The 22,644-nt window shown below is 67.9% G+C and carries 19 protein-coding genes and 1 pseudogene; 9 read left to right on the top strand and 11 right to left on the bottom strand.

From position 1 onward, the window contains the following. Positions 1 to 3: 3 nt before the first annotated feature. Positions 4 to 951, bottom strand: a complete 948-nt coding sequence (locus tag FSW06_RS08520; protein ID WP_010121321.1) for a universal stress protein — start codon at positions 949 to 951, stop codon at positions 4 to 6. After that, positions 948 to 2,450, bottom strand: a complete 1,503-nt coding sequence (locus FSW06_RS08515; protein WP_010121319.1) for a flavin monoamine oxidase family protein — start codon at positions 2,448 to 2,450, stop codon at positions 948 to 950. Before FSW06_RS08515 ends, FSW06_RS08520 begins: the two co-directional genes overlap by 4 nt. A gap of 206 nt (positions 2,451 to 2,656) precedes the next feature. Here FSW06_RS08515 and FSW06_RS08510 point away from each other — a divergent pair, with 206 nt between their 5' ends. Then, complete coding sequence (locus FSW06_RS08510; RefSeq protein ID WP_010121317.1) at positions 2,657 to 3,394, top strand: TetR/AcrR family transcriptional regulator; 738 nt, start codon at positions 2,657 to 2,659, stop codon at positions 3,392 to 3,394. A gap of 234 nt (positions 3,395 to 3,628) precedes the next feature. On the opposite strand, the gene FSW06_RS08505 is transcribed toward FSW06_RS08510, so the two are convergent. Next, a complete protein-coding gene (locus FSW06_RS08505; protein WP_010121315.1) occupies positions 3,629 to 5,155 on the bottom strand; it encodes a PucR family transcriptional regulator in 1,527 nt (508 codons plus the stop codon). A 111-nt stretch (positions 5,156 to 5,266) separates the two neighbouring features. Here FSW06_RS08505 and gabT point away from each other — a divergent pair, with 111 nt between their 5' ends. The 4 genes from gabT (at position 5,267) to FSW06_RS08485 (ending at position 10,155) form a co-directional block, all read left to right on the top strand. Beyond that, positions 5,267 to 6,634 carry a 4-aminobutyrate--2-oxoglutarate transaminase gene (gene gabT / locus FSW06_RS08500; protein WP_010121312.1) on the top strand — a complete coding sequence of 456 codons (1,368 nt, stop codon included), beginning with the start codon at positions 5,267 to 5,269 and terminating at the stop codon, positions 6,632 to 6,634. After that, entirely contained in the window at positions 6,634 to 8,058 is a 1,425-nt protein-coding gene (locus FSW06_RS08495; protein WP_010121310.1) for an NAD-dependent succinate-semialdehyde dehydrogenase, read from the top strand. The genes gabT and FSW06_RS08495 overlap by 1 nt, the downstream gene beginning before the upstream one ends. 134 nt (positions 8,059 to 8,192) lie before the next feature. Then, on the top strand, positions 8,193 to 9,683 hold the full coding sequence (locus FSW06_RS08490; protein WP_050801995.1) for an amino acid permease: 1,491 nt from the start codon (positions 8,193 to 8,195) through the stop codon (positions 9,681 to 9,683). Positions 9,684 to 9,711: 28 nt separating this feature from the next. Next, positions 9,712 to 10,155, top strand: coding sequence for a pyridoxamine 5'-phosphate oxidase family protein (locus FSW06_RS08485; protein ID WP_010121306.1), 444 nt, complete (start codon positions 9,712 to 9,714; stop codon positions 10,153 to 10,155). Here the strand turns inward: FSW06_RS08485 and FSW06_RS08480 are convergent. Together FSW06_RS08480 and FSW06_RS08475 are read right to left on the bottom strand one after the other, a co-directional pair. Next, a pseudogene (locus tag FSW06_RS08480) lies at positions 10,152 to 11,091 on the bottom strand (IS5 family transposase). The gene FSW06_RS08485 and the pseudogene FSW06_RS08480 sit on opposite strands and share 4 nt — an antisense overlap. 82 nt (positions 11,092 to 11,173) lie before the next feature. Continuing rightward, positions 11,174 to 11,512 carry a hypothetical protein gene (locus tag FSW06_RS08475; protein WP_010121301.1) on the bottom strand — a complete coding sequence of 113 codons (339 nt, stop codon included), beginning with the start codon at positions 11,510 to 11,512 and terminating at the stop codon, positions 11,174 to 11,176. A 38-nt stretch (positions 11,513 to 11,550) separates the two neighbouring features. Between FSW06_RS08475 and FSW06_RS08470 the strand changes: the two genes are divergently transcribed. Both FSW06_RS08470 and FSW06_RS08465 read left to right on the top strand, forming a co-directional pair. Then, complete coding sequence (locus FSW06_RS08470) at positions 11,551 to 12,672, top strand: MBL fold metallo-hydrolase (protein ID WP_010121299.1); 1,122 nt, start codon at positions 11,551 to 11,553, stop codon at positions 12,670 to 12,672. Next, positions 12,665 to 14,479 carry an alpha/beta hydrolase gene (locus FSW06_RS08465; RefSeq protein WP_010121297.1) on the top strand — a complete coding sequence of 605 codons (1,815 nt, stop codon included), beginning with the start codon at positions 12,665 to 12,667 and terminating at the stop codon, positions 14,477 to 14,479. Before FSW06_RS08470 ends, FSW06_RS08465 begins: the two co-directional genes overlap by 8 nt. A 357-nt stretch (positions 14,480 to 14,836) precedes the next feature. Here FSW06_RS08465 and FSW06_RS08460 read toward each other — a convergent pair whose 3' ends face one another. Both FSW06_RS08460 and FSW06_RS08455 read right to left on the bottom strand, forming a co-directional pair. Then, entirely contained in the window at positions 14,837 to 16,081 is a 1,245-nt protein-coding gene (locus FSW06_RS08460; protein WP_010122907.1) for an IS256 family transposase, read from the bottom strand. Between the two features lie 104 nt (positions 16,082 to 16,185). Beyond that, on the bottom strand, positions 16,186 to 16,665 hold the full coding sequence (locus tag FSW06_RS08455) for a TetR/AcrR family transcriptional regulator (RefSeq protein WP_146881329.1): 480 nt from the start codon (positions 16,663 to 16,665) through the stop codon (positions 16,186 to 16,188). 90 nt (positions 16,666 to 16,755) lie between these two features. On the opposite strand from FSW06_RS08455, the gene FSW06_RS08450 reads away from it, so the two are divergent. Beyond that, positions 16,756 to 18,003 (top strand): FAD-dependent oxidoreductase, encoded by a 1,248-nt coding sequence (locus FSW06_RS08450; RefSeq protein WP_010121285.1) that lies wholly within the window; start codon positions 16,756 to 16,758, stop codon positions 18,001 to 18,003. 224 nt (positions 18,004 to 18,227) lie between these two features. Here the strand turns inward: FSW06_RS08450 and FSW06_RS08445 are convergent, their stop codons facing one another. After that, positions 18,228 to 19,694 carry a uracil-xanthine permease family protein gene (locus FSW06_RS08445; RefSeq protein WP_010121283.1) on the bottom strand — a complete coding sequence of 489 codons (1,467 nt, stop codon included), beginning with the start codon at positions 19,692 to 19,694 and terminating at the stop codon, positions 18,228 to 18,230. Between the two features lie 177 nt (positions 19,695 to 19,871). Continuing rightward, entirely contained in the window at positions 19,872 to 20,912 is a 1,041-nt protein-coding gene (locus tag FSW06_RS08440) for an isopenicillin N synthase family dioxygenase (protein ID WP_010121281.1), read from the bottom strand. 299 nt (positions 20,913 to 21,211) lie between these two features. Between FSW06_RS08440 and aqpZ the strand changes: the two genes are divergently transcribed. Then, positions 21,212 to 21,964: an aquaporin Z gene (gene aqpZ / locus FSW06_RS08435; protein WP_010121278.1), complete on the top strand. Its 753-nt coding sequence runs from the start codon at positions 21,212 to 21,214 to the stop codon at positions 21,962 to 21,964. Positions 21,965 to 22,139: 175 nt separating this feature from the next. On the opposite strand, the gene FSW06_RS08430 is transcribed toward aqpZ, so the two are convergent. Next, complete coding sequence (locus FSW06_RS08430; protein ID WP_010121276.1) at positions 22,140 to 22,379, bottom strand: hypothetical protein; 240 nt, start codon at positions 22,377 to 22,379, stop codon at positions 22,140 to 22,142. Then, on the bottom strand, positions 22,376 to 22,639 hold the full coding sequence (locus FSW06_RS08425) for a ribbon-helix-helix domain-containing protein (protein WP_010121274.1): 264 nt from the start codon (positions 22,637 to 22,639) through the stop codon (positions 22,376 to 22,378). The genes FSW06_RS08430 and FSW06_RS08425 overlap by 4 nt, the downstream gene beginning before the upstream one ends. Positions 22,640 to 22,644 lie beyond the last annotated feature (5 nt).

Genomic DNA, 22,644 nt, shown 5'->3' with positions numbered 1-22,644 from the left:
GTATCAGTCCTCCTGACGAGGATCGGTGGTTCCCGGGTGGCTCCAGCCGGCGGGGACGATGACCATCGGGACCGGAGTGGCTCGCAGCATGGTCGTCGCGGTCTTACCGAGGAACAAGCGGCCGTCGGCGGCGAGTCGCGATGACGCGACGAGGACGATCTCGTCGTCGCGCCAATCCAGGTCGTGCAGCGCCTCCGGTACGCTGCGGCCGGTGGCGACGACGGCGGTCGCGGTTCTGTCAGTGACCTTCTCCTCTGCCTCGGCCGCCAGTCGGGCGGTGGCGTAGGAGTGGACTTCGTTGACGACTTTCATGTTGATACCGGCGGTGTCGGACGGAACATCGGTATCGGGCTCGTCGATCATGACGATGGAGACGAGCCGCAGAGGGATGTCCCGGTCGCGGGCGGTCTCCAGCCCGACCGCGATAACGTCCGTCGCACCGCGGCGTTGGCCGAACATCGTAGTGACCCGGCCGATCGGTCCCGGCTGGTGGTAGCCGGTTGGGGCGAGCGCCACCGGGATGTCGGAGGAGTGCAGCAGAGCGGAGGCCATGGAGCCGATCCGGTGGCTTCGCAGCAGGCCGCCGGAGCGGGATCCGATGGTGATGACGCCCGCTCCGAGGGCACGGGCGGCGGCGAGCAACCCCTCGGCGGCGTTCGTCGCCGAGGCGACGTGGCAGGTTGCCCGGACATCGTCGGGGACCCCGGTGAGGGCGTCGGTGAGCCAGTCCTGCATCTGGTCGAGCAGGATCCCGTCGTAACTGCGGTCATAGCCGTGGGACGGGCTGAATCCAGAGTCTTCCGGGGCGACCAGGACGATGTGGAGGTCGGCATTCTGCTCCCGTGCCAGGGCGATACCCAGGGCGAGAGCGTCCTGCCCGGTGGCGGTGGCGGAGTAACCGACGACGATCGGTTGACGGGGGCGGTCGGCGGGCCCGCTGCGTGTCATCATGCCTGCTGCTCCCCGTTCTGGACGGCGATCACCGCCAGCGCGGCGGCTTCGCCCTGGCGGACGGCACCGTCGACATGCTGGTAGCCCTCGGCGGCAATATCGGAGCACGCGTAGTGGATCGGTCCGGTCGGCTGGTTCTGCAGGTGGCCCCAGCGGTGCAGGCCACCGAGATCGTAGCTGGTGGCGTAGGCGCCGCGGGTCCACTCTTCGGCTGCCATGTCGGAGAGGTAGAAGGCGATCGGTTCCATGGTCTTCGGACCGAGGTAGTCGGCCATGGCGGAGAGGATGCGCTGCTTACGTTCCTCCTCGGGCAGGGCCCACATCTCCTCGGCATAGAGATCGGAGACGAAGCCGACGAGGGTGCCGTAGGAATCTTCGGTGTCCGCAGGGGCGTCGGTGATGTTGGCGCCGTAGTTGGTGTTGTCGTAGACCTCCTGGACGAGGCGACCGCCGCCGAAGGCGGTGCCGGACAGACCGTCCTCACGCCAGAACGGGGTCTCGTAGACGGCGTGGACCTTGATGACCAGACCCATGGAGATGTGCTGGTGGGCGACGTGTTGTTCGCGCGGCATGGGCGGGACGAAGCTGATCCGGTTGTAGAGGTTCGGCGGGACAGCAAGGACGGCGTTCTTTGCGTGGACGGTGACCTTGTCGGCGTGGACGGTGACGGACCCGGCGGCGCCGTTGTCAGTGACCCCGTTGCGGACGTCGGCGACCGTGTTGATCTCGTCGACGGTGGTTGGATCGGCGTCGTGCCAGTCGATCTGGCGCACCGGGGATTCGAAGATGATCTCGCCGCCCAGGTCACGTACCTTTTCGGCGAGGGTTTCGGAGACGTGCATCATGCCGCCGACCACGCGACGGTCGAGGATGAAGTCCTCGTCGACGAGGTTGGAGAAAGAGCCGGCGGACGCGGCCATGAGCACTGCCTGCAGGGTGGAGAAGGCATAGGACGGTTTGGTGAGCATGCCGGAGGCGACGTAGATGGAGACGTTGTCGATGGCCTCCTGGTCGTCGGAGTGCTGATGGAGCCAGGTACGGAAGGCGACGGTGTCGAGTTCCTCGGCCTTCTCCGCGGCCCAGGGGGTCTCGGCGCCGATCTTCTCGGCGAGGTCGTCCATGAGCTTGATGAGCTTCTCCATCTCGGCCAGGGTGTGGTCGGTCACCGGGAGGCGGTCGCCGGTGTAGGTATGGCGCGTGCCGTCGGGGGACACGTAGACGGAGTTGCCCTCACGGAACCGGGGGAAGGTCTCGAGACCGAGTTCCTCGGTCAGTGCTGTAAGTCGGGTCTGGTCGGGGGAGATCCACTGTCCGCCGATCTCGATGAAGTGCTCTCTGCCGTTGTCGTCGAGGATCTTCCCGTTCCAGGTACGGCCGCCGACCCGGTTGCGGGCCTCAACGACGGTGACCTTCTTGCCGGCTTTGGCCAGGGTATAGGCAGCGGTGAGACCAGCCGGACCTGCGCCGATGACGACGACGTCTGCTTCAGCGGTGTGCATGGATTGTCCTCCTTGGTAAAATGAGCAACGCTTATTTCCATGCACCGTACAACCGGATCGTGATTTGCGCCACCTTTTGCCGGGAAAACTCTGCGCTCATCGTCTCCTGCTTCTCACTGGACCGGAGACGGGCAGGGGTGCCACCTGCGTTTCTTCGGGGAAGCGGCGAAATGTAAATTGTGTGTGAAACTGACGAGAGGAGACCGATGGCTGAGCGCAGAAGCGGGCGGAGGGTCGGGCGTCCGTCGACGCCCGTCCTCAACCGCGATCGCATCGCGGAGGCCGCTCTCGCCATCGTCACTGACCGGGGGCTGCCGAAACTCACGATGAAGGCCCTTGCCGACAGTCTCGGCGTCACCGTCGCTGCGCTCTACAATCACATCGCCAGCAAAGCTGACCTGCTGCTCCTCGTCCAGGACGCCGTGATGTCCCGGGTGGATGCCGCCGCTCTCGGACGGCTCGCGGCTGACAGTGCGGGCATGACCGCTGCTGACCGTGGCGTGGCATCGGACAACCTCGCTGCGGCGCTGACGGATTGGGCCCGGTCCTACCGAAGGGTCTTCGCGGGGTATCCGGATCTGGTCCCGCTCATCGCTACCCTGCCGGTCTCCGGTGCCCCGGCGACCCGACGGATGTATGAGGTGGTGGCTGCAGGCCTGGTTGCGGTGGGGATACCTCAGCCGCACATCGTGCCGGTCATTGTCGCGTTCGAGTCCTTTTTGTTCGGCTCAGCGATGGATGCCCACGCGCCGGCGACGATCTTCAGTTCAGGTCCTGACGAGTCCGACGCGCCGGTCTTCAGCGCTGCGGTGGACGCGTTTACTGCCCGGGCGGACACGCCGTCACCAGTAGTGTCCGACGACGTCCTGAACCCCTACGCTGACCCACCGTTCGAGTGGGGCCTCGCTGCACTCGTCGCGAGGACGGTCTCGCTGCTGGGTTGAGGGCGGTGCGCCCAGCGGCTCTCAGGCACCGCTGATGCGGACGCCTTGCATGACCGTGGGAGCATCCGGGAACAGGCCGTCCAGTTCGGTCAATGTGCCGCTGTAGGTATGCGTCCGTCATGAGCTGCACTTGAGATGCGTAACCGTCGTTTCGCCAGACCTTTAACCGTCGTCCTGCCTCGTTTCTAACCGTCGTTTCGTCAGGCCGCCAACCGTCCTTCTGTCAGATGCGCGTCACCGCGTCACCGCGACGAGCAGCAGCTCGGCCCGGACCACCGGGTCGTCGAGGTCGACCTCGCAGATCTCGCTGATGCGCGCCAGCCGGGTGCGCACCGTGTGACGGTGCACCCCCAGGGCCTCCGCCGTCGCCGCGGTCTTCCCGCCGGAGCGCAGCCACGTCTCGAGGGTCTGCGCCAGCTCCCGGTCCGACTCGCTCCCGGCTGACCCGGTCCCGCCCGCCCCCAGCAACCGGTCCACGGTCTCGGCGGCGCGCTGGTCGAGGGCCTCCCGCACCGCCGGCCGGTCGAGCCACCCGGTGCCCGCCTCGTAGGGCCCGGCGACCGTCCCCGGAGCCATCGACCGCGCCGCGGTCTCCAGCCGGTGCACCCGGTCCATGCCCAGATCGGCCCAGCCGACCGGTTCGCCGACCGCGATCCGGACCCGTCGGGCCGCCGTGCCGAAGGTCGAGGCGATGTCGTCGAGCGTCCGGGTGCCGCGGAAGAGGAAGACGGCGGTGGCGGTGTCCAGGTCGGTGGTGAACAGGTGGCGTCCGCTCTCCCCGGTCGTCCGGTCGGCCGCGTCCACCGCCCGGTGCAGGTCGGCGACCCGGTCGGCGGCGACGACGGTGGGCCGCACCCGGCCGTCACCGTCGGCGGCCTGGTCGAGGACCTGCCCGGCCGACCGGCCCGCGCTGCCGAGCCCCAGGTGCAGCCGCAGTGCGAGGGTGTTCAGCTCGTTCCGGCTCCTGCGCAGGTAGGTGGGCCGCTGCAGCAGGATGTCCGCCAGCCCGGCGGCATGCTTGAGCACCGCCCGGTCGTGGCTGCTGAAGGGGTGGTCGGCGAGGACGGCGATGAGGTGGAGCCGGTCACCCTGCCGGGTCATGCGCTGCACGATCCACCACCGGCCGTCGTCCTGGCCGGCGCTGCTGCCGGGCAGGCCGCGGGCGGTCCCGACGGCGCTGAGCACGGTGCCGTCGGTTCCGGTCCGGTCGCACCGGCCTTCGAGGCGTCCGGCCTCGTCGGTGACGGCGACGGCCGCGGCGAGGTGGGACGCCGTGTCGGTGAGCAGGGTCTCGAGTCCGCCCCGGACCGCGGCGGCGGAGAGCTGCTCCTGGACGGCGAGCAGCTGGTCCTGGGCGCGCCGGGCCCGGCGGGCGCGCTCGTCGGCGACGGTGTTGAGGATGGAGATGAACGCGGTGTGCCGCGGTACCTCGAACAGGGCGATGCCGTGGTCCCGGGCGGCGTCCGCCAGCGCCGTGGGGACGGTGGGGTAGAGCAGGCCGGTGCCCACGCCGATCGCGGTGACCTGCGCCTCGGCGAGGCGTGCGACGTAGTCGGGGAAGGGGTCGGTCTCGCGGGAGAGGGCCACGCCGACGGTGAGGACCACCGCGTGCGGTTCGAGGAATTCCCGGGGGTCGAGCAGTTCGGTCGGCTGGATGACGGAGAAACCGACGGTGCCACCTGCCGGGGCGGCGGGGACGACGGCGCGCAGATCGAGATGTTCCTGGGCGCGCAACCAGGTCAACGGCAACAGTTCGGGCATGGCCCAAGTGTACAAAAATAAAGTTCACCTTCGCCGATCCGGCCATGGTGGGGGGTTGTGACGGTGACCATAATCAGGGACAGAAGCAGGACCCGACATCCAGGAGCAACCATGACTGCGACCCCGTCAACCCTCTCGACACTCACCTACCGCCTCCCGCAGGAGCGGAAGATCGTCACCGACCAGCTGCCCGGCCCGGTGTCCGCCGACCTCGCCGCCCGCACCGCCGCCTCCGTCCCCCGCGGCATCGCCCCGGCCCTGGCCGGCTACGTCGTGGACGCCGACGGTGGCGTCCTCGTCGACGCCGACGGCAACTCCTTCGTCGACTTCGCCTCCGGCATCGCCGTGACCAGCGTCGGCGCCTCCAACGAGAAGGTCGTCGCGGCCGTCCGTGAGGCCGTCGGCCACTTCACCCACACCAACTTCACCACCTCGCCCTACGCGTCCTACACGGCCGTCGCCGAGAAGCTCGCCGAGATCACCCCGGGTGACTTCGACAAGCGCACCGTGCTGCTCAACTCCGGTGCCGAGGCCGTCGAGAACGCGGTGAAGATCGCCCGGTCGTACACGAAGAAGAACGCCGTCGTCGTCATGGACCGCGCCTACCACGGCCGCACCAACCTGACCATGGCCATGACCGCGAAGAACGTGCCCTACAAGTCCGGTTTCGGCCCGTTCGCCTCCGAGGTCTACCGCGCCCCGATGAGCTACCCGCTGCACGACGGCCTCACCGGCCCGGAGGCCGCCGAGCAGACCATCTACCAGATGGAGAAGGAGATCGGAGCCGAGAACCTCGCCTGCGTCGTCATCGAGCCGATCCAGGGTGAGGGCGGCTTCGTCGTCCCCGCCGAGGGCTTCCTCCCCGCCATCGCCGAGTGGTGCCGCGCCAACGACGTCGTCTTCATCGCCGACGAGATCCAGGCCGGCATGTGCCGCACCGGCGACTGGTTCGCCGTCAACCACGAGGGCGTGGTCCCGGACATGATGACCACCGCCAAGGGCATCGCCGGCGGCATGCCGCTGTCCGCGGTCACCGGTCGCGCCGAGATCATGGACGCCCCCGGCCCCGGCTCCCTCGGCGGCACCTACGCCGGCTCGCCGGTCGCCTGCGCAGCCGCCATCGCCGCCCTGTCCCAGATGGAGGACCTCGACCTCGCCGGTCGCGCCCGCGGCATCGAGGCCGTCGCCCGTGAGATCCTCGAGCCGCTCGTCGGCGAGGCCGGCGCGTCCGGCTCCCGCGTCGCCGAGGTCCGCGGCCGCGGTGCGATGCTCGCCCTCGAGTTCGTGGACGCCGAGGGTCGCCCCGACGGCGCCGTCGTCAAGAAGATCGCCGCCGCCTGCCAGGCCGCCGGCCTGCTCATCCTCACCTGCGGTCTCGACGGCAACGTCATCCGCCTGCTGCCGCCGCTGGTCATCGGCGAGGACCTGCTTCGCGACGGCCTCACCGTGCTCGCCGGTGCGGTCCGGGAGAACATCTGATGACCCGGCAGATCTGGCTCGGCACCAGTCAGGTGCCCGCCTCGGACGGCGCCACCTTCGAGGTCACCGACCCCGCCACCGGTGAGGTCATCGACACGGTCGCCGACGCGACCGTGGCGGACGCCCTCACCGCCCTCGAGCGGGCCGTCCCCGCCGGGGAGGCCTGGGCGCAGACTGCGCCGCAGCAGCGTGCGGACCTGCTCACCCGCGTCTTCGAGCTCATCGGTGAGCGTGCCGACGAGTTCGCCCGCACCATGACCCGCGAGATGGGCAAGCCGTTGGCCGAGGCCTTCGGCGAGGTCACCTACGGCAACAGCTACTTCCGCTGGTTCGCCGGTGAAGCCGTCCGCATCCCCGGCCGGTTCACCACCGCCCCCGGCGGCAACGGCCACATCCTCGTCACCCGTGCCCCGGTCGGCCCGGTGCTCGCCATCACCCCGTGGAACTTCCCGCTGGCCATGGCGACCCGCAAGATCGCCCCGGCGCTCGCCGCCGGCTGCCCGGTCATCGTCAAGCCCGCCGCGGAGACCCCGCTGACCATGCTGCTGCTCGGTGAGGTGCTCAAGGACGCCGGCATCCCCGACGGCCTGGTCTCCATCCTCCCGTCCACCCACGACGCGGAGATCTCCGCGACGCTCATGGCCGACGACCGGCTGCGCAAGGTCACCTTCACCGGCTCCTCGCCGGTGGGCCGGCTGCTGGTCCGCCAGTCCGCCGACCGGCTGCTGCGCACCTCGATGGAGCTCGGCGGCAACGCCCCCTTCGTCGTCGCCGCGGACGCCGACCTCGACCTCGTCCTCGCCGCCGCCATGCAGGCGAAGATGCGCAACGGCGGGGAAGCCTGCATCGCCGCCAACCGGTTCCTCGTCGACGAGACGATCGCCGCCGAGTTCACCGACCGGCTCACCGCCGCGATGGACGCCGTGGTCATGGGCCACGGCCTCGACGAGGGCACCACCCTCGGCCCGGTGATCACCGTCAAGCAGCGCGACCGCATCGCCGCACTGGTCGACGACGCCGTCGCCGCCGGCGCCACCGTCACGACCGGTGGTGAGGTACCGGCCGGCCCGGGCAACTTCTACCCGGCGACCGTGCTCACCGACGTGCCGGCGGACGCCCGGATCCTCCACGAGGAGATCTTCGGCCCCGTCGCGACGGTCTCGACCTTCGCCACCCTCGACGAGGGCGTCCGGCTCGCCAACGACACGGAGTTCGGGCTGGCCAGCTACGGCTTCTCCACGGATGCGACGACCGCGCAGTACCTCGCCGCGCACCTGGCCGCCGGCATGGTCGGGATCAACCGCGGTGCCATCTCGGACGCCGCCGCCCCGTTCGGCGGGATCAAGCAGTCCGGCTTCGGCCGGGAAGGAGGTGTGGAGGGCGTCGAGGAGTACCTCGAGACCCGCTACATCGCCCTGGGCTGACCAGCGCGTCAGCACATGATCTCCCCCTCGGCGGGGTCGGGGCCACCCGACCCCGCCGCAGGCCTTTCCCGACGTCACCCCGAGCGTCCGCCCGTCCGGACGGACCGCCACACCACAACGTAAGGAGCCCCATCTTGGCTTCCCCAGAGCCCGGCACACAACCCGGCGCCCAATCCGGTGCACAACCCGGCACAGCGTCCGGCACGGCGTCCGGCGGCGAACACGTCCGCACCCGGCAGGCCACGAAACTGCGCAACCGGCACGTCACCATGATCGCCCTCGGCGGCATCATCGGATCGAGCCTGTTCATCGGTTCCGGCAACATCATCCGGGACGTGGGACCCGCCGCGATCCTGTCCTACCTGCTCGGTGGCCTGCTGGTGTTCCTGGCGATGAAGATGCTCGGCGAGATGGCGGCGTCCCGCCCCGCCGTCGGCTCCTTCATGGACTACGCCCGCGACGGGCTGGGCGACGGGGCGTCCTACCTCGTCGGCTGGCTGTACTGGTACTTCTGGGTCGGCGTGCTGGCCTACGAGTCGGTCATCGGCGGCGAGACGATGCACGGCTGGTTCAGCGCGGTGCCCTCCTGGGCCTGGTCGCTGATCCTGCTGGCGGTCTTCGTCGGCTCGAACGCGGTCTCGGTCCGCAACTTCGGCGAGATCGAGTTCTGGCTCGCCGGTATCAAGGTCATCGCCGTCATCGTCTTCCTCGTCGCCGGCGTGCTCTTCGCCTTCGGCGTGTGGCCCGGCTCCGACTTCACCGTCGACAACCTCTGGAACCACGGCGGCTTCGCCCCGAACGGTCTCAGCCAGGCGCTCACCGGCGTGGCCATCGTCATCTTCGCCTACTTCGGCACCGAGATCGCCGTCATGGCCGCCGCCGAGTCCGAGGACCCGGGCAAGGGCGTCCGGCGGGCGACGAACACGGTCATCTGGCGCATCCTGCTGTTCTTCGTCGGCTCCGTCGCCGTCATCGCCGCCATCGTGCCGTGGGACGAACTGCCCGACCCGACCGACGTCTCCACCGCACCGTTCACCTACGTCTTCGAACTCATCGGCCTGCCCGGTGCCTCGACCGTCATGCAGCTGGTCATCTTCACCGCCGTGCTGTCGGTGCTGAACTCCGGGCTGTACTCGGCGTCCCGCATGCTCTCGGCGATGGGTGACCAGGGCTTCGCCCCGAAGGCCGTCCGCTACCGCAACCGGCGGGGCGTGCCGATGGTCGCCCTGCTGGCCTCCACGGTCGGCGGCGTGGCCGCGACGATCGTCAACTTCGCGCTGCCGGACACCGGCATCTTCGACTTCATCATGAACTCCTCGGGCCTGGTCGCCCTGTTCGTGTACGTCATCATCGCCGCGACGCACTGGAACATGCGCCGGAAGATGACCGCCGCCGAGGTCAGCGCCCTGGAGATGAAGGCGCCGCTGTACCCGTGGATCAACATCCTGCTCATCGCGGGCGTCATCGCCGTCTTCATCGTCATGGTGGTGCAGGAGTCCAGCCGGACGCAGGTCTGGACCAGCCTCATCCTCACCGGTGTGGTGGTGGTGCTGTGGCCGCTGGTGAAGCGGAACCTCCGGCGCAGGTCGGAGCGGACGGACGGAGCAACCCCGGTCGATGCATAAGTTCCGGTGTGGTGGAACAATAGGCTCCATGACTGACAACAACTCACCTGTCCAGGTCCTGTCCACCGACGAGTCCCTCGAGCTGCTGGCGACCAAGACCTTCGGTCGCCTGGTCGTCCACCGCACCAACGATGTCGACCTCTTCCCCCTCAACTACACGGTCTCCGAGGGGAAGATCTACCTCCGTACCGCGGAGGGCACCAAGCTGTTCAGTCTCAACCTCAACGGCGACGTGCTCTTCGAGGCGGACAATGTCGAGCAGACCGGCGACGCCACCGGCGAGGCCTGGTCCGTCATCGTCAAGGGTCAGGCCCGCATCCTCACCACCTCCGACGAGATCAACGCCGCCGAGGAGCTGCCGCTGAAGCCGTGGCTGCCGACCCTGAAGTACAACTTCGTGGAGATCACCCCGAACGAGGACGGCGTGTCCGGCCGCCACTTCAATCTCGGCGCGGAGCCGGAGCGGTTCTAGGGCGTGTCTCCTAATGCTTTGAGCCAGGCGACGATCGCAGCCAGGACGGCAGCCCCGCGGTAGATCACCGCCAGCTTGTCGTACCGGGTCGCCAGTCCCCGCCACTGTTTGAGCAGGTTGAACGACCTCTCCACCACATTGCGGCCCTTGTACGCCTCCCAGTCCATCTTGGGTGGACGACCGCCGGCAGATCCTTTGCGTTTGCGGGCGTTGACGTGGTCGACCTTCTCCGGGATCACCGCGACGATCCCCCGGTCCCGCAGGTACTCCCGATTCGCCCGACTCGGGTACGCCCGGTCCGCCATCACCGCATCCGGGGTGGTCCGGGGCCTGCCCGACCGTCCTGCCGGCTGTGGCACCCGGATATCGTCAATGACCACCTGCAACATACTGCCGTCGTTACGCTGACCTCCGGTGACCACCACCGACAGTGGACGGCCCTTCCCGTCGACGGCGTGATGGATCTTCGTGCTCAACCCTCCCCGCGAACGCCCAACCCCATGGCCTGCAGGTTCGCACTCATCAAGGTCAGAACAGGCCTGATTCCTGTAATTCGACTGGGCCCCCCGTGTGCTGCTCGGGGCGGGTCGTGTTCGTCGCGTGCTGGTGAGCACGGTTGATCGTCGCGTCGACCGAGACGATCCAGCTGATCAGGCCGGCGGCGTCAGCGTCGGCCAGCAGTGACTGCAGGATCCGGTCCCAGGTCCCGTCGACGGTGTAACGGCGGTGACGTTTCCACACCGTCTGCCAGGGTCCGAAGTGTTCGGGCAGGTCACGCCAGGGAATCCCGGTGCGGTACCGGTAGATCACCCCTTCGAGGATCTGGCGGGAGTCCCGGAACGGGCGACCCCTCCTGCCGTCACTGGAGGGTAGGAGGGGTTCGATGCGGGCCCACTGGGCATCGGTGAGTTGCTGGTAGCGGTCGGTGGCGGCCATGAGCCCAGTATGGCGGGACACGGCCACTATTTAAAGAGACACGCCCTAGACCGCCCGTCCCGCTTCTCGGTGCCTGCCGCCGTCACCGGCCGGGCAGGACACCCCGTTCGGCCAGCAGTCCGGTGATGGTCAGCGTGAGCGTCCGACCGAGTACGTCGGTGAAGCTCATGTGCAGCGGGGCCAGGGCGGGGTCGGCGGCGAAGGCGGCCGCGGCAGCCTCGGTGGGGGTGCAGCTCGGCCACGCTGAGGCTGTGAGCAGGATCAGTGCCGCGGTGACCTGCAGGGCGTCCTGCTCCGTCAGTTCGGGCCGAAGGGCCGGGAGCGCGTCAACGAGAAGAAGGTCCGGGACTACTGCCTCAGGGTCCTGGAACCGTACCTGCCGGGGGAATGATCCCCGGACCGCACCTGTGGCCCGGACCACCGTCGGCGGCGGGGCAGACCGACCGGTACGGTGAACCCATGTCGAGTTCCCCGGTCGCATCGCAGGTGATCCCCTTCGCGAAGCCGCAGTACACCGCCGCGCAGAACAGCCGCACCCCCGGCCCGGTGCGCGTCGCAGGAGGTCACGGACACGCCACCGAGACCTGGGTGCGGCCGGTGGCGATGCCCGGCTCCGGCGTGATGGCCTCCATCTTCTCGACGGTCCACCTGGGCGAGGACGGCGTGACCGTCGTCGACCCCGGCTGGACCGGGCCACGGACGGAGAAGGACTTCCTGCGGCCGCTCGACGATTTCCTCCGCGACCGGGGCCGTCGACTCGAGCAGATCACCGACGTGATCGTCACCCACATGCATCCCGACCATGTGACGGCGGCGTCCTGCCTGCTGGAGGCGACGGGTGCCCGGTTCACCGCCGGCGCCGCCGAGTGGGCCACGGTCGAGGCCGCCCGTCACGGCACCGGCGACCGGCGGTGGGCGCCGCTGCCGGAACTCCTCGGGGCCCCCGGCGGCGTCCTCGACGGCATCGCCGAGAAGCTGGAACGGGTGCCGGCTCTGCCGCCGTTCATCCCGCGCCGTACCCCGGACCTGCTGCTCGAGGACGGCGACATCCTCGCTGACCGGGGGCTCCCCGCCGAACTTACCGCCCGGGCCGTCATCACGCCCGGGCACACGCCCGGCCACCTGTGCCTCGTCGACGAGGACGCCGGCCTCTTCCTCGCCGCCGACATGATCCTGCCGGAGATCCACCCGGGCATCGGACTGGGGTTGGTGGACGTCCCGGGTAACCCGGTGGTGGACTACCTCACCTCGCTGGACCGGATCGGCGAGTTCGACGACCTCCTCGTCATCCCCGGTCACGGCTATGTCTTCTCCGGGCTGGCGGCCCGGCGGCGCGAGACCGCGGACCACGTCCTGGGCCGCGCCCGGGAAGTGCAGCACGTGCTGGAGTGGAATCCGGAGATCAGTGTCTGGCGTCTCGCATCCCGGCTCACCTGGTCCTCCGGGTGGGACGGACTGCGGGACTCGCCGATGCTCGTCTCCGGGCTGCGGCAGACGATGATGTACCGCGACCTGGTACTCGGCACGGGCGGGGAGGCCGCCGGGGACGCCGTGGCCCGCTGGGAGCAGACCTTTGCGTGACGAGCTGCCGACCACGGCATCCGACCCGGCCGGCCGGTCTGACTCCTCCGACCCGTCTGCCGCGCCGGCCCCGGCCAGGATTCTGGAGGACCGGATCGGCCGGCTCACCACCTACCGGCTGCGGCTGAGCTACACCGGCTCCATCGTCGCCGCCGTGCTGCTGTTCCTGTCGATGACGCCCTCCCTGCTGCCCCGCGGCCCGCTGTTCCAGGGTGTGGTCAGCGGTGCCGCTGCGGCGTCCGGATACATGATCGGCGTCTTCCTGTCCTGGCTGTGGCGCTACATGCTGTCCCGGGACCTCAGCGAATCCAAGCGGGGCCGCACCCTCTCCGGACGGTGGTGGATCCCCCTCGGCGTGGTGGTCGCCGTCGGTACCGGGGTGATGCTGTGGCGCTTCCGGCTGTGGCAGGACGAGGTCCGCGACCTCGTCGGCGTCGGCCATCTCACCTGGACGGCCTACCCGGTGACCGTCGTGGTCGCCGTGGCGGTCTTCCTCCTGCTCGTCCTGCTGGGGCAGGGCTGGGGCAAACTCGTCCGGACGCTCTACGCCGGCTTCACACGGGTGGTTCCGCCCCGGATCGCCCGCGTCTCGGCGATCGCCGTGATGGTCGTCATCACCGTCTTCCTCGCCAACGGTGTGGTGGCGAAGTACTCGCTGCAGATCCTCAACGCCTCATTCGCCAGCGCGAACGACAACACCACCGACGGGGCCGAACAGCCCACCAGCGAGTACCGTTCCGGCAGCCCGGATTCGCTGGTCTCCTGGGACTCGCTGGGCCGGGAGGGACGCAAGTTCGTCTCTCACGGTCCCACCACCGACCAGCTCGCCGAGGTCAACGGACGCCGTGCGGTGGAACCGATCCGGTCCTTCGTCGGCCTGGGGTCCGGATCCACCGGCGACGTGGACCTGCGCGCCAACGCCGAACTCGCCGCCGACGAACTCGTCCGCGCCGGGGGACTGGGCCGCGAACTCATCGCCGTCGGCTCGGCCACCGGCTCCGGCTGGATCAACCAGGCCACCGTCGACTCCCTGGAGTACCTCTACAACGGCAATGTCGCGACCGTGTCGATGCAGTACTCCTACCTGCCGAGCTGGCTGTCCTTCCTCGTCGACCAGGAGCAGGCCCGCCAGGCCGGTCTGTACCTGTTCGAGGCGGTGGACGCGAAGATCCGGGAGCTGCCGGAGAACCGGCGTCCGAAGATGGTGGTGTTCGGCGAGTCGCTGGGGTCGTTCGGCGGCGAGTCCGCGTTCGGCACCGTGCCGACGTTGACCGCCCGCACCGACGGTGCCCTGTTCACCGGGCCGACCTTCAACAATTCCCTGTGGCGGGGCATCACCGCGCGGCGGGATCCCGGATCACCGGAGCGCGAGCCGGTGTACGACGGTGGCGAGCACGTCCGCTTCGGGGCGACGGCCGAGGACCTGGACCGGCCGGACGCCGTGTGGGAGGCGCCGCGGGCGGTGTACCTGCAGCACGCCTCCGATCCGATCAGCTGGTGGTCGCCGGACCTGCTGTTCTCGAAACCGGACTGGCTGTCCGAGCCCCGTGGGGCCGACGTGCTCGACTCGGTGCAGTGGATCCCGCTGATCTCCTTCCTGCAGGTCTCCGCCGACATGGCGGTCTCCACCGGTGTGCCGGACGGCCACGGGCACACCTACATCGCCGACATCCCGCGGGCCTGGGTGAAGATCCTGCAGCCCGAGGGCTGGACCGGTGACGAGGGGCAGAAGAAGCTCGACGAGATCATCCCGCGTCTGTCCCGGTCCGGCGTGGTGCCCGGGGAGATGCCGGAGGATGAGGGGTAGACACCCCGGGAGCAGGGAACCGTAGGCGCCGCCACGGTCCTCAGACGGTGGTCGCAGTTCCTCCGTCGACGTGCTGAGGTCTACTTTTCTCGGGACGGCCCTGGTCAGCTGGTGCGGGGTTGCCCTGATGATCTGGAGTGCGCCCCCCGGAGCGCAGACACGCAGCCAGGCAGACGGTGGACGCATGCGCCGCGTCCAGGATTTCCTGGTCGGTCACGTCCAGGCCGTCGGCGGCAGCCAGGGCGGCTCCGATGGTGTCGAGGTCAAGTCCGGGGAAGTGGTGTATCTCCCTTCCGCTGAAACAAAAGCGCGTGACACCAGGTCAAGGACCATCACGGGCCTGATAACGGGCTCCGCTCATGCTGCCTCCTGCACCCGGTCGTCGCCGTCGACGTCGATGACGTTGGCGCCTATCACCGTCCGGGTATGCTCCAGACTCGTCAGCGACATGTACCGCTTCTGCTGGATCCAGTCATCATGCTGCTCTGCGAGCACTGCCCCGACCAGACGGACCACCGCATCGCGGTTAGGGAAGATCCCCACGACATCGGTACGCCGGCGGATCTCCCGGTTCAGCCGCTCGGTGGGGTTGTTGGACCAGACCTTGGTCCACACCGCCTTCGGCGTGTTGGTGAACGCCAACAGCTCGTCGAGAGCTTCCTCGAGGTAGTCGGCGACATGCGGGAACTTGCTCTGACAGAAGCTGACGACCTCACGGGCCTGGTCCCACACCGCGGCAGCATCAGGCTGCTGGAAGATCGTCTGGAACATCGCCGACAACGTCGGCCACTGGGTCTTGGACACCATGGACGACAGGTTCTTGGCGAAATGCGTCCGGCAGCGCTGCCACGACGCGTTCGGCAGGACCTCACCGATCGCGTGCTGGATACCCAGGTGCGCATCACTGGTGACCAGGAACACCTGGTCCAGTCCGCGGGCCTTCAGGTCGCGGAAGAAGCCGGTCCAGGAGGCCACGGACTCTGCCGTGGCGACCTGCATGCCCAATAACTCCCGGTAACCTTCCGCGTTGACCCCGGTCGCCAGCAGCACCGACGTCTTCACGACCCGACCGCCTTCGCGGACTTTCATCGTCAGCGCATCGCAGGACACGTACAGGTACGGCCCAGTGTCGAGTGGGCGGTGGCGGAAATCCTCAACCATGGAGTCAAGGTCCCTGGCCATTTCGGACACCTGGGACTTCGACAGGTTGGTGATCCCCAGGCTGGCGACCAGGTCGTTCATTCTTCGGGTGGAGACACCCTTGAGGTAGCAGGTCGCGATGACGGTGCTCAAAGCTCGCTCGGCCCGGCTTCGTCGTTCCAGCAGCCAGTCGGGGAAGAACGACCCGGAGCGGAGCTTGGGAACGGCGACGTCGACGGTGCCGACACGGGTGTCGAGGTCGCGGTGACGGTAACCGTTGCGGGTGTTGGTGCGGGACTCGCTGGTGGTGGCGTAGTCCGCGCCGCAGACCTGATCGGCCTGGGTGGACAGGATCTGGTTGATGAAGCTCTGCAGCATCTGGCGCATCAGGTCCGGGGAGGCCTGGGTGAGCAGTTCGTCGAGGTAGGTTGACGGGTCGATATGATGAGGGCTGGTGACCATCGTGGAGTCCCTTTCGAGGATATGTAGGAGTTGAGTCGAAAGGTACCTGCGGTGGTCGCCGTCGTCGTGGACGGGCGGTCACCGGCAGTTACAGATACACCACGCTAGAGGACGTAACCGGTGTCGAATGTCATTCGTCCGAGGAGGATCTCGGATGATGTCGGAGTGCCGGGAAGTACCCGCTCAAGAACAGGGGTGAACCATTCCGAACGGTCATTGCCCTCGTGCCGGAGCCTGTGCATGAGAGGTTGGTTCGCGCGTGCGAAACGCATGCCGACAAGGCGTCGGGGACCGGTGGTGTCGACCCAGTGCAGTGCGGCGGACAGGAGAAGGTCCCCGTCGTCCGGCTGCTGGTCGATCCAGTCCAGCAGGTCATCGATCTCCTGCTTCTGTCCCGCCATGACTGCTTCGACGATCGCTTCCTTGCGTGGGAAGTGGTGGTACAGCGAGGACTTCGTCAGCCCGACGGCTTCGGCGATGTTCCGCAGCGACGTGGCGTCATACCCGCGCTGGGTGAACAGCTCGATTGCTGTCTGAAGGATGGTCTCTCTCATGTGCGCGCCGTTTTTCTTTGTGGAGGTCATAGACACACAGTAGTTGACAACCGACCGCACGGTCGGGAGTATGGACCTCAACCGACCGGCCGGCCGGTTCGAACATGAAGGGAGAGCATCATGACTGACACGACCAACCAGGGAGTGCGGAACCGGCGGATCGTGATTGTGGGTGCCGGGCCCGGAGGGCTCATGGCCGCAAGGATCCTGCAGCAGGCGGGGATCCCGGTGGAGGTCTACGACAGCGACGCTGCTGTTGATGCCCGTGAACAGGGCGGCACCTTGGACATCCATGCGGACAGTGGGCAGATCGCCATCGAGGCCGCCGGACTGTCCTCACGTTTCGCCGAGCTGGCCCGTCCCGAGAGTCAGGCGCACCGGCTGCTTGCCCCGGACGGAACAGTTCTGCGCGACCAGGTCCCGATGACCGGTGAGGACGCGGCCCCGGAGATCGACCGGACTCAGTTGCGTCAGATGCTGGTCGATTCCCTGGAACCGGGTACCGTTCGCTGGGGTCACCGTGTGGAGGAGGTGCGGGACAGTGCCGTAGTCTTCACCGACGGTTCCTCCGTGCAGGCGGCTCTCGTGATCGGTGCCGACGGCGCATGGTCCAGGGTCCGCAGAGCTCTCACATCGGAACAGCCACGTTATCTGGGCGTTTCCATGGTCGAGGCGCTGTTTACGGCGGCGCGGACCCGGCATCCCCTGATCGCTCAGCTGGTGGGGGACGGGCATATGTGGGCCAACGGCGACGGAAAGAATCTGGTGTTGCAACGCAACAGTCAGGACGTGATCCGAGGCTACATCGCCGTACGCACCAGCCTGGACTGGCTTGCTGAAGCTGGGCTGGGGCAGTCCGACGGCAGAGGGCGGCTTCTTGACGCGAACGGTACAGTGACCACTGATACCGAGGGTGTACGTGCCCTGCTCGGTGAGCGGTTCGCGGATTTCTCTCCTGAACTGCGCACGATCATCACCGAGAGCGAAGGTGCTCTGCCGAACAGGCCGGTATTCGCTCTGCCCACCCCGATGACCTGGCAGCACCGGCCGGGGATCACGCTGTTGGTGGATGCGGCACATGTCATGGCACCGTTCGGCGGCAACGGCGTGAACCTTGCTCTCCTCGACGCCGCTGAGCTCGCGCAGGCCATTATCACGGCTGTCCGCTCAGGCAGCACCCTGGACGGTGCGATCAGCAGGTATGAGGGCATCATGATCAGTCGTGGCGCCCGGACGGGTGAGGGGGCCAACACTGCCATGATTGAGCACTATCGGGCGGGTGGACCTGATGTGGACTCTATCCCCGACTTCGACGACGCCGCAGTCGTGTGGAAGGAGAACGCGGTCGCGTACCGGCAGAGCCACTGAATGGTTGATCCTGTGACGGGCCGACGGTCGTACGCCCGCGCTCCGGGGCATGTCAGTAGAACATCGATGATTCCTCGGGTCGTTCCTCTTGCAGGGTTTTACGGGGCCTGTCGGCATCGCGCGACATGAGGATGGTCGCGGAGGGGTCTGACCATCCCCACGTCGCGCGATGCCGACAGGTCGGCGCGGCCTCGGTGAGCCGCCTCGGTGATCCGGCCCCGCCCTCAGGCGAACATGGACTCGGTCTCCGGCATCTCCTCATGCCGCGAAGCGCGGGCCTTCGCCGCGATCCGGGTGTGGTTGAACAGCAGGTTGAGGAAGAACGCGGACAGTGCGGCGAGCACCACGCCGTCGGACAGCAGCGTCTGCGCCCAGTCCGGGAACTTCGACCAGATGTCGTCGGCGAACTCGGAGAGCAGGCCGAGGGCCACGGCGGCCGACAGGATCAGCGAGTTCACCGTGTCCCCGAGATCCGCCTTACGCAGCGTGGCGACACCCACCGAGGCGATCGAGGTGAACAGCATGATCGACACCCCGCCGACCACCGGGTCGGGCAGCGCGGCGATCACCGCACCGGTCACAGGCATCAGCCCCATGAGCAGCAGGATCACACCGGAGGTGGCGGTGACGAAACGGGAGTGGACGCGGGTGGTCTTGATCGCACCGACGTTCTGGGTGAAGACCGTGTCGTAGAAGCCGTTGAAGATGCCGCCGAGGACGCCGGAGAGGGCGTCCCCGGACAGGGTGCGGGCCACGTCGGCGCGGGACAGTTTCTTGCCGGTGATCTCGGAGAGCGCGCCGACGCTCGCGATCGTCTCGGAGAACAGGAACATCATCACCACGGTCATCGAGATCACGCCGACGACGGGGAACTCGGGGTGGCCGAAGTGGAGGGGTGTGACCATGGCGAAGAGGGGTTCATCGCCGACACCGGAGAAGTCCAGCAGGCCGGCGGGCCAGCACAGCAGGACGCCGACGACCGCGGCGATCAGCAGGGACGCCTTGGCGACCATGCCGCGGGCCAGGGCGCTGAGTCCGAAGGCGATGACGACCACGACCGCGGCGATGCCGATGTACAGCGGGCGGGCGTAGCCGGCGGTGCCCTCCTCGCCGAGGATCAGACCGCCGGGCACACCGATCAGCGAGATTCCCAGCACCAGCAGCACCGACCCGGTGACCAGCGGCGGGAAGAACCGCAGCAGGCGGCTGAACGGCCAGGCCAGCGCCAGTCCGATCACCCCGCCGGCGAGCATGCAGCCCCAGATGGCGGGCAGTCCGTAGGTGTGCCCGATGGAGATCATCGTGGCGACCTGGGCGAACGCCGCGCCGCCGACGACGGGCATCCGTGCGCCGGCGAGTCTGCCGGCGCCGAGGGACTGGATGAGGGTGATCACGCCGGCGACGAGCAGGTCGGCGTTGACGAGCATGGCGACGGTCGCCCGGTCGAGGCCGAGGGCGGCGCCGATGGTGAGCGGCACGGACACGCAGCCGACGTACATCATGAGCACGTGCTGGACGCCGAAGACGAGGTTCTGGCGCCAACCGAGGTTGCGGTCGACGGCGGATCCGTCGGTGGAGAAGGAGGCGTCGGAGGGGGCAGACGCATCAGCTGCGTCAGTTCTGTCGAGGGCGCCGGTCGTCGTGGCGTCCTGCCGGTCGGTGGTGGTGCCCTGGGGGAGGGTGGCGGTCATGGGGATGCTCCTGAGCTTCGGGAATGCTTGAGCGGGTGGGTGGTGGCCGACGGAATTTCACACCTCCGGCCGGGGCGTCCGAAAAATGACCTGGTCACTTTCTTTTCGACCGTGGAGGGAGGGTGTGAAAAACCTGCGGGTCAGGCTGGATCAGCTGCCCGCCGGGAGGGGAGAGGGCTACTTCTTCGACTCGGACGCGCCGAAGTTCGCCCGGATACGCATGTCCAGGTAGTCGCCCGCGGTCATCGGCTCGTACCTGTGCTCGGGGCCCTGGATGACGGCGCTGCGGTCGGCCTGTGCGAAGTAGGGCATGGAGTAGCGCTCGGGGATGTCCACGCCGGTGTCGGCGGCCTTCACCCGGTGGAAGTTCGACTTCAGCCGGTCATCGGACCACCGCATGAGCATGTCACCGATATTGCAGGTGAGGATGTCGGTGAAGGCCGGGACCGGGGTCCACGCCTGGACGTCCTGACCGGCGTCCGCGCCGGGCATGACCTGCAGGCCGGACTGCCCGTCGGTCTGGAACAGCAGGGTGAGCAGGTTGAAGTCGGTGTGTGCCCCGGCCCGCCAGATGGGCTGGCCGTCGGCGTCCGGCACATTGTGCCCGGCATCCATCGCCATGTAGTGGATCATCCGCAGCGTGCACTGGTGCTCCGGGGACGCCGGGTCGTGGACCTTGGTGAAGTAGTCGCGTTCGAAGCCGAGCTTCACGGCGAAGAACTCGAGGACGCGCATGGCGACATCGTGGGCCTTCGACTCGAAGTCCAGGGAGGCGTCCCGGAAACCGGCGATGGACGGGACGGCCTCCTCGTCGAGCCAGAGTCCGTCCATGAGCGGGCGGGTGATCTGGTAGCTCTCCTTCTCGTCCGGGGTGCCGGTGGAGGGGCGGACCTGCGTCCGGTATTCGAAGCCGACATTCTTCCCCTTCGGCTTCTGCACGGTGGCCAGGATGTCCTCCGGCAGGGCGAAGAACCGTTCCGCCTGGCTGAACTGTGCCTCGATCTCGTCGCGGGTGATGCCGAAGTTCTTCAGCTGGAAGAAGCCGATGGTGGTGGCGGCGTCCCAGAATTCCTCGGCCTTGGCGGCCCACTGGTCGTCGGTGAGGTCCCAGTTGTTGACGTCGATGACGGGGACGGCGCGGTCGGTGGTCTCGGTGCCGATGCCGCCCATGCGGGATTCGAGATCGAGTTCGGCGTTGGGTGCGCTGGTCTGGGTCATGATGTTCCTTCCGGATTGCACGGTTTCCCCTACGGCTTGAGGCACCGCGCTCCGTCATCCCGACGCCCTGCGCTCGCCAAGCCCGGCTGAGCCGTTGTGATTGCCTGTGCACGATTCACGGTACGGGGCACGCGTTGCAGTCCGGTGCCGGAAATATGAAAGGGGTGTTTCGGAAGGTCCGGTCGGTGCCGGCGAGAAAAAAAGGGAGTTATCGGAGTGAAGGAAACCGTATAGCATCACGAATCGTCAGATGTATCATTCCTTTCTCTCACCACAGGAGCACCATCATGGCGATACCCATGAGTAAACGACTCTGGGCCGAATTCCTCGGCACATTCTGGCTCGTCTTCGGCGGCTGCGGCTCGGCGGTCCTCGCCGCGAAGGTCGTCGCCGACGGCACGATCAACATGGGCATCGGCTTTGTCGGTGTCGCCCTCGCGTTCGGCCTCACTGTCGTCACCGGCGCCTACGCCGTCGGCCACATCTCCGGCGGACACTTCAACCCGGCCGTCACCCTCGGTTGCGCCGTCGCGAAGCGGGTCGAGTGGGCCGCGGTCATCCCCTACTGGATCGCCCAGGTCGTCGGCGGTGCGGTCGCCGGTGGCGTCCTCTGGATCATCGCGAACGGCAAGGACGGGTTCAGTGCCTCCGGATCCGGCTTCGCCACAAACGGCTACGGGGAGCACTCGCCCGACGGGTATTCGCTGACCGCGGTCATCGTCGCCGAGGTCGTGCTCACCGCCGTGTTTCTGTGGGTGATCCTCGGCGTGACGTCGAAGAAGGCCCCCGCCGGGTTCGCGCCGCTGGCCATCGGGCTCACGCTGACGCTGATCCACCTGATCTCCATCCCCGTGTCGAATACGTCGGTGAACCCGGCCCGGTCGCTGGGCGTCGCCTGGTACGCCGGCGGGGACGCCCTCGGCCAGGTGTGGGTGTTCATCCTCGCACCGCTGGTCGGTGCGGCGATCGCCGGCATCAGTTACGCCTTCCTCACCGGTGACGAGGACGACACCCCGGCCGAGTCCGAGGCACGCGTCGGCGCCGAGGGGTAGCAGCAGGACCGTGGGGACGCAGGGAGGGGCGCCGCCGGATCCGGTGTGCGCATCGCGCGACGTGAGGATGGTCGGACCCCCTCGCGACCATCCTCACGTCGCGCGATGCGGACACGATGTCGATGGGGTCGGGCCTCAGGGATGACTACGCCGACCGATGTCAGACGGGCACGGTTCAGGGGAGGAGATCGAGCATGTGCGGCCTGGCTTTCATCGCGTGGATGATCAGCTCATTGCCGCTGTCGAAGACGAGGACCACGGTCTCGAGCATCCGACCATGGGTGTCGAAGCCGAGCCGTAGTTGCCGTGACGGGCTGTCATCGTCGAGGTTCTCGACCCACGACGGCCATGTGGCGGCCTGAATGGAATCCGCGGCGGAGACACCGTGCTTCAGCGCGGACTTATGGACATTCATGCGGCAGAGTGGCGCAGGGCATCCCGGATCACTTCGGAGCGGGTCTTGCCCTCGCGTCCGGCCCGCTCGTCCAGAGCCGCGATCTCTTCGAGAGTGAGCCGCAGTGCGACTACCTGGGACGGCTCCGCTCCCCGCCCGGGACGACCACGACCTCGCTTCTTCAGTGCATCGACGTCGTATCCGGCCTCAGCTTCATCCGCCCAGGCCTGGATCTGTTCTTCGGTGACCGGGCGACCATGGATCTTCTCGTTCTCGTACATGGGAA

The sequence above is a fragment of the Corynebacterium nuruki S6-4 genome, from assembly GCF_007970465.1.
Taxonomy (GTDB): domain Bacteria; phylum Actinomycetota; class Actinomycetes; order Mycobacteriales; family Mycobacteriaceae; genus Corynebacterium; species Corynebacterium nuruki.
The sequence above is the reverse complement of the archived record's forward strand: the minus strand, read 5'-3'. Positions and strand labels throughout refer to the sequence as shown.

Excerpts from the sequence above, each read along its gene's own strand:
- aqpZ (WP_010121278.1), top strand. The coding sequence starts at position 21,212 with ATGAGTAAACGACTCTGGGCCGAATTCCTCGGCACATTCTGGCTCGTC.
- FSW06_RS08485 (WP_010121306.1), top strand. The coding sequence starts at position 9,712 with ATGACTGACAACAACTCACCTGTCCAGGTCCTGTCCACCGACGAGTCC.
- gabT (WP_010121312.1), top strand. The coding sequence starts at position 5,267 with ATGACTGCGACCCCGTCAACCCTCTCGACACTCACCTACCGCCTCCCG.
- FSW06_RS08515 (WP_010121319.1), bottom strand. The coding sequence starts at position 2,450 with ATGCACACCGCTGAAGCAGACGTCGTCGTCATCGGCGCAGGTCCGGCT.
- FSW06_RS08460 (WP_010122907.1), bottom strand. The coding sequence starts at position 16,081 with ATGGTCACCAGCCCTCATCATATCGACCCGTCAACCTACCTCGACGAA.
- FSW06_RS08430 (WP_010121276.1), bottom strand. The coding sequence starts at position 22,379 with ATGAATGTCCATAAGTCCGCGCTGAAGCACGGTGTCTCCGCCGCGGAT.
- FSW06_RS08445 (WP_010121283.1), bottom strand. The coding sequence starts at position 19,694 with ATGACCGCCACCCTCCCCCAGGGCACCACCACCGACCGGCAGGACGCC.
- FSW06_RS08470 (WP_010121299.1), top strand. The coding sequence starts at position 11,551 with ATGTCGAGTTCCCCGGTCGCATCGCAGGTGATCCCCTTCGCGAAGCCG.
- FSW06_RS08425 (WP_010121274.1), bottom strand. The coding sequence starts at position 22,639 with ATGTACGAGAACGAGAAGATCCATGGTCGCCCGGTCACCGAAGAACAG.
- FSW06_RS08520 (WP_010121321.1), bottom strand. The coding sequence starts at position 951 with ATGATGACACGCAGCGGGCCCGCCGACCGCCCCCGTCAACCGATCGTC.
- FSW06_RS08450 (WP_010121285.1), top strand. The coding sequence starts at position 16,756 with ATGACTGACACGACCAACCAGGGAGTGCGGAACCGGCGGATCGTGATT.
- FSW06_RS08455 (WP_146881329.1), bottom strand. The coding sequence starts at position 16,665 with ATGACCTCCACAAAGAAAAACGGCGCGCACATGAGAGAGACCATCCTT.
- FSW06_RS08495 (WP_010121310.1), top strand. The coding sequence starts at position 6,634 with ATGACCCGGCAGATCTGGCTCGGCACCAGTCAGGTGCCCGCCTCGGAC.
- FSW06_RS08505 (WP_010121315.1), bottom strand. The coding sequence starts at position 5,155 with ATGCCCGAACTGTTGCCGTTGACCTGGTTGCGCGCCCAGGAACATCTC.
- FSW06_RS08510 (WP_010121317.1), top strand. The coding sequence starts at position 2,657 with ATGGCTGAGCGCAGAAGCGGGCGGAGGGTCGGGCGTCCGTCGACGCCC.
- FSW06_RS08440 (WP_010121281.1), bottom strand. The coding sequence starts at position 20,912 with ATGACCCAGACCAGCGCACCCAACGCCGAACTCGATCTCGAATCCCGC.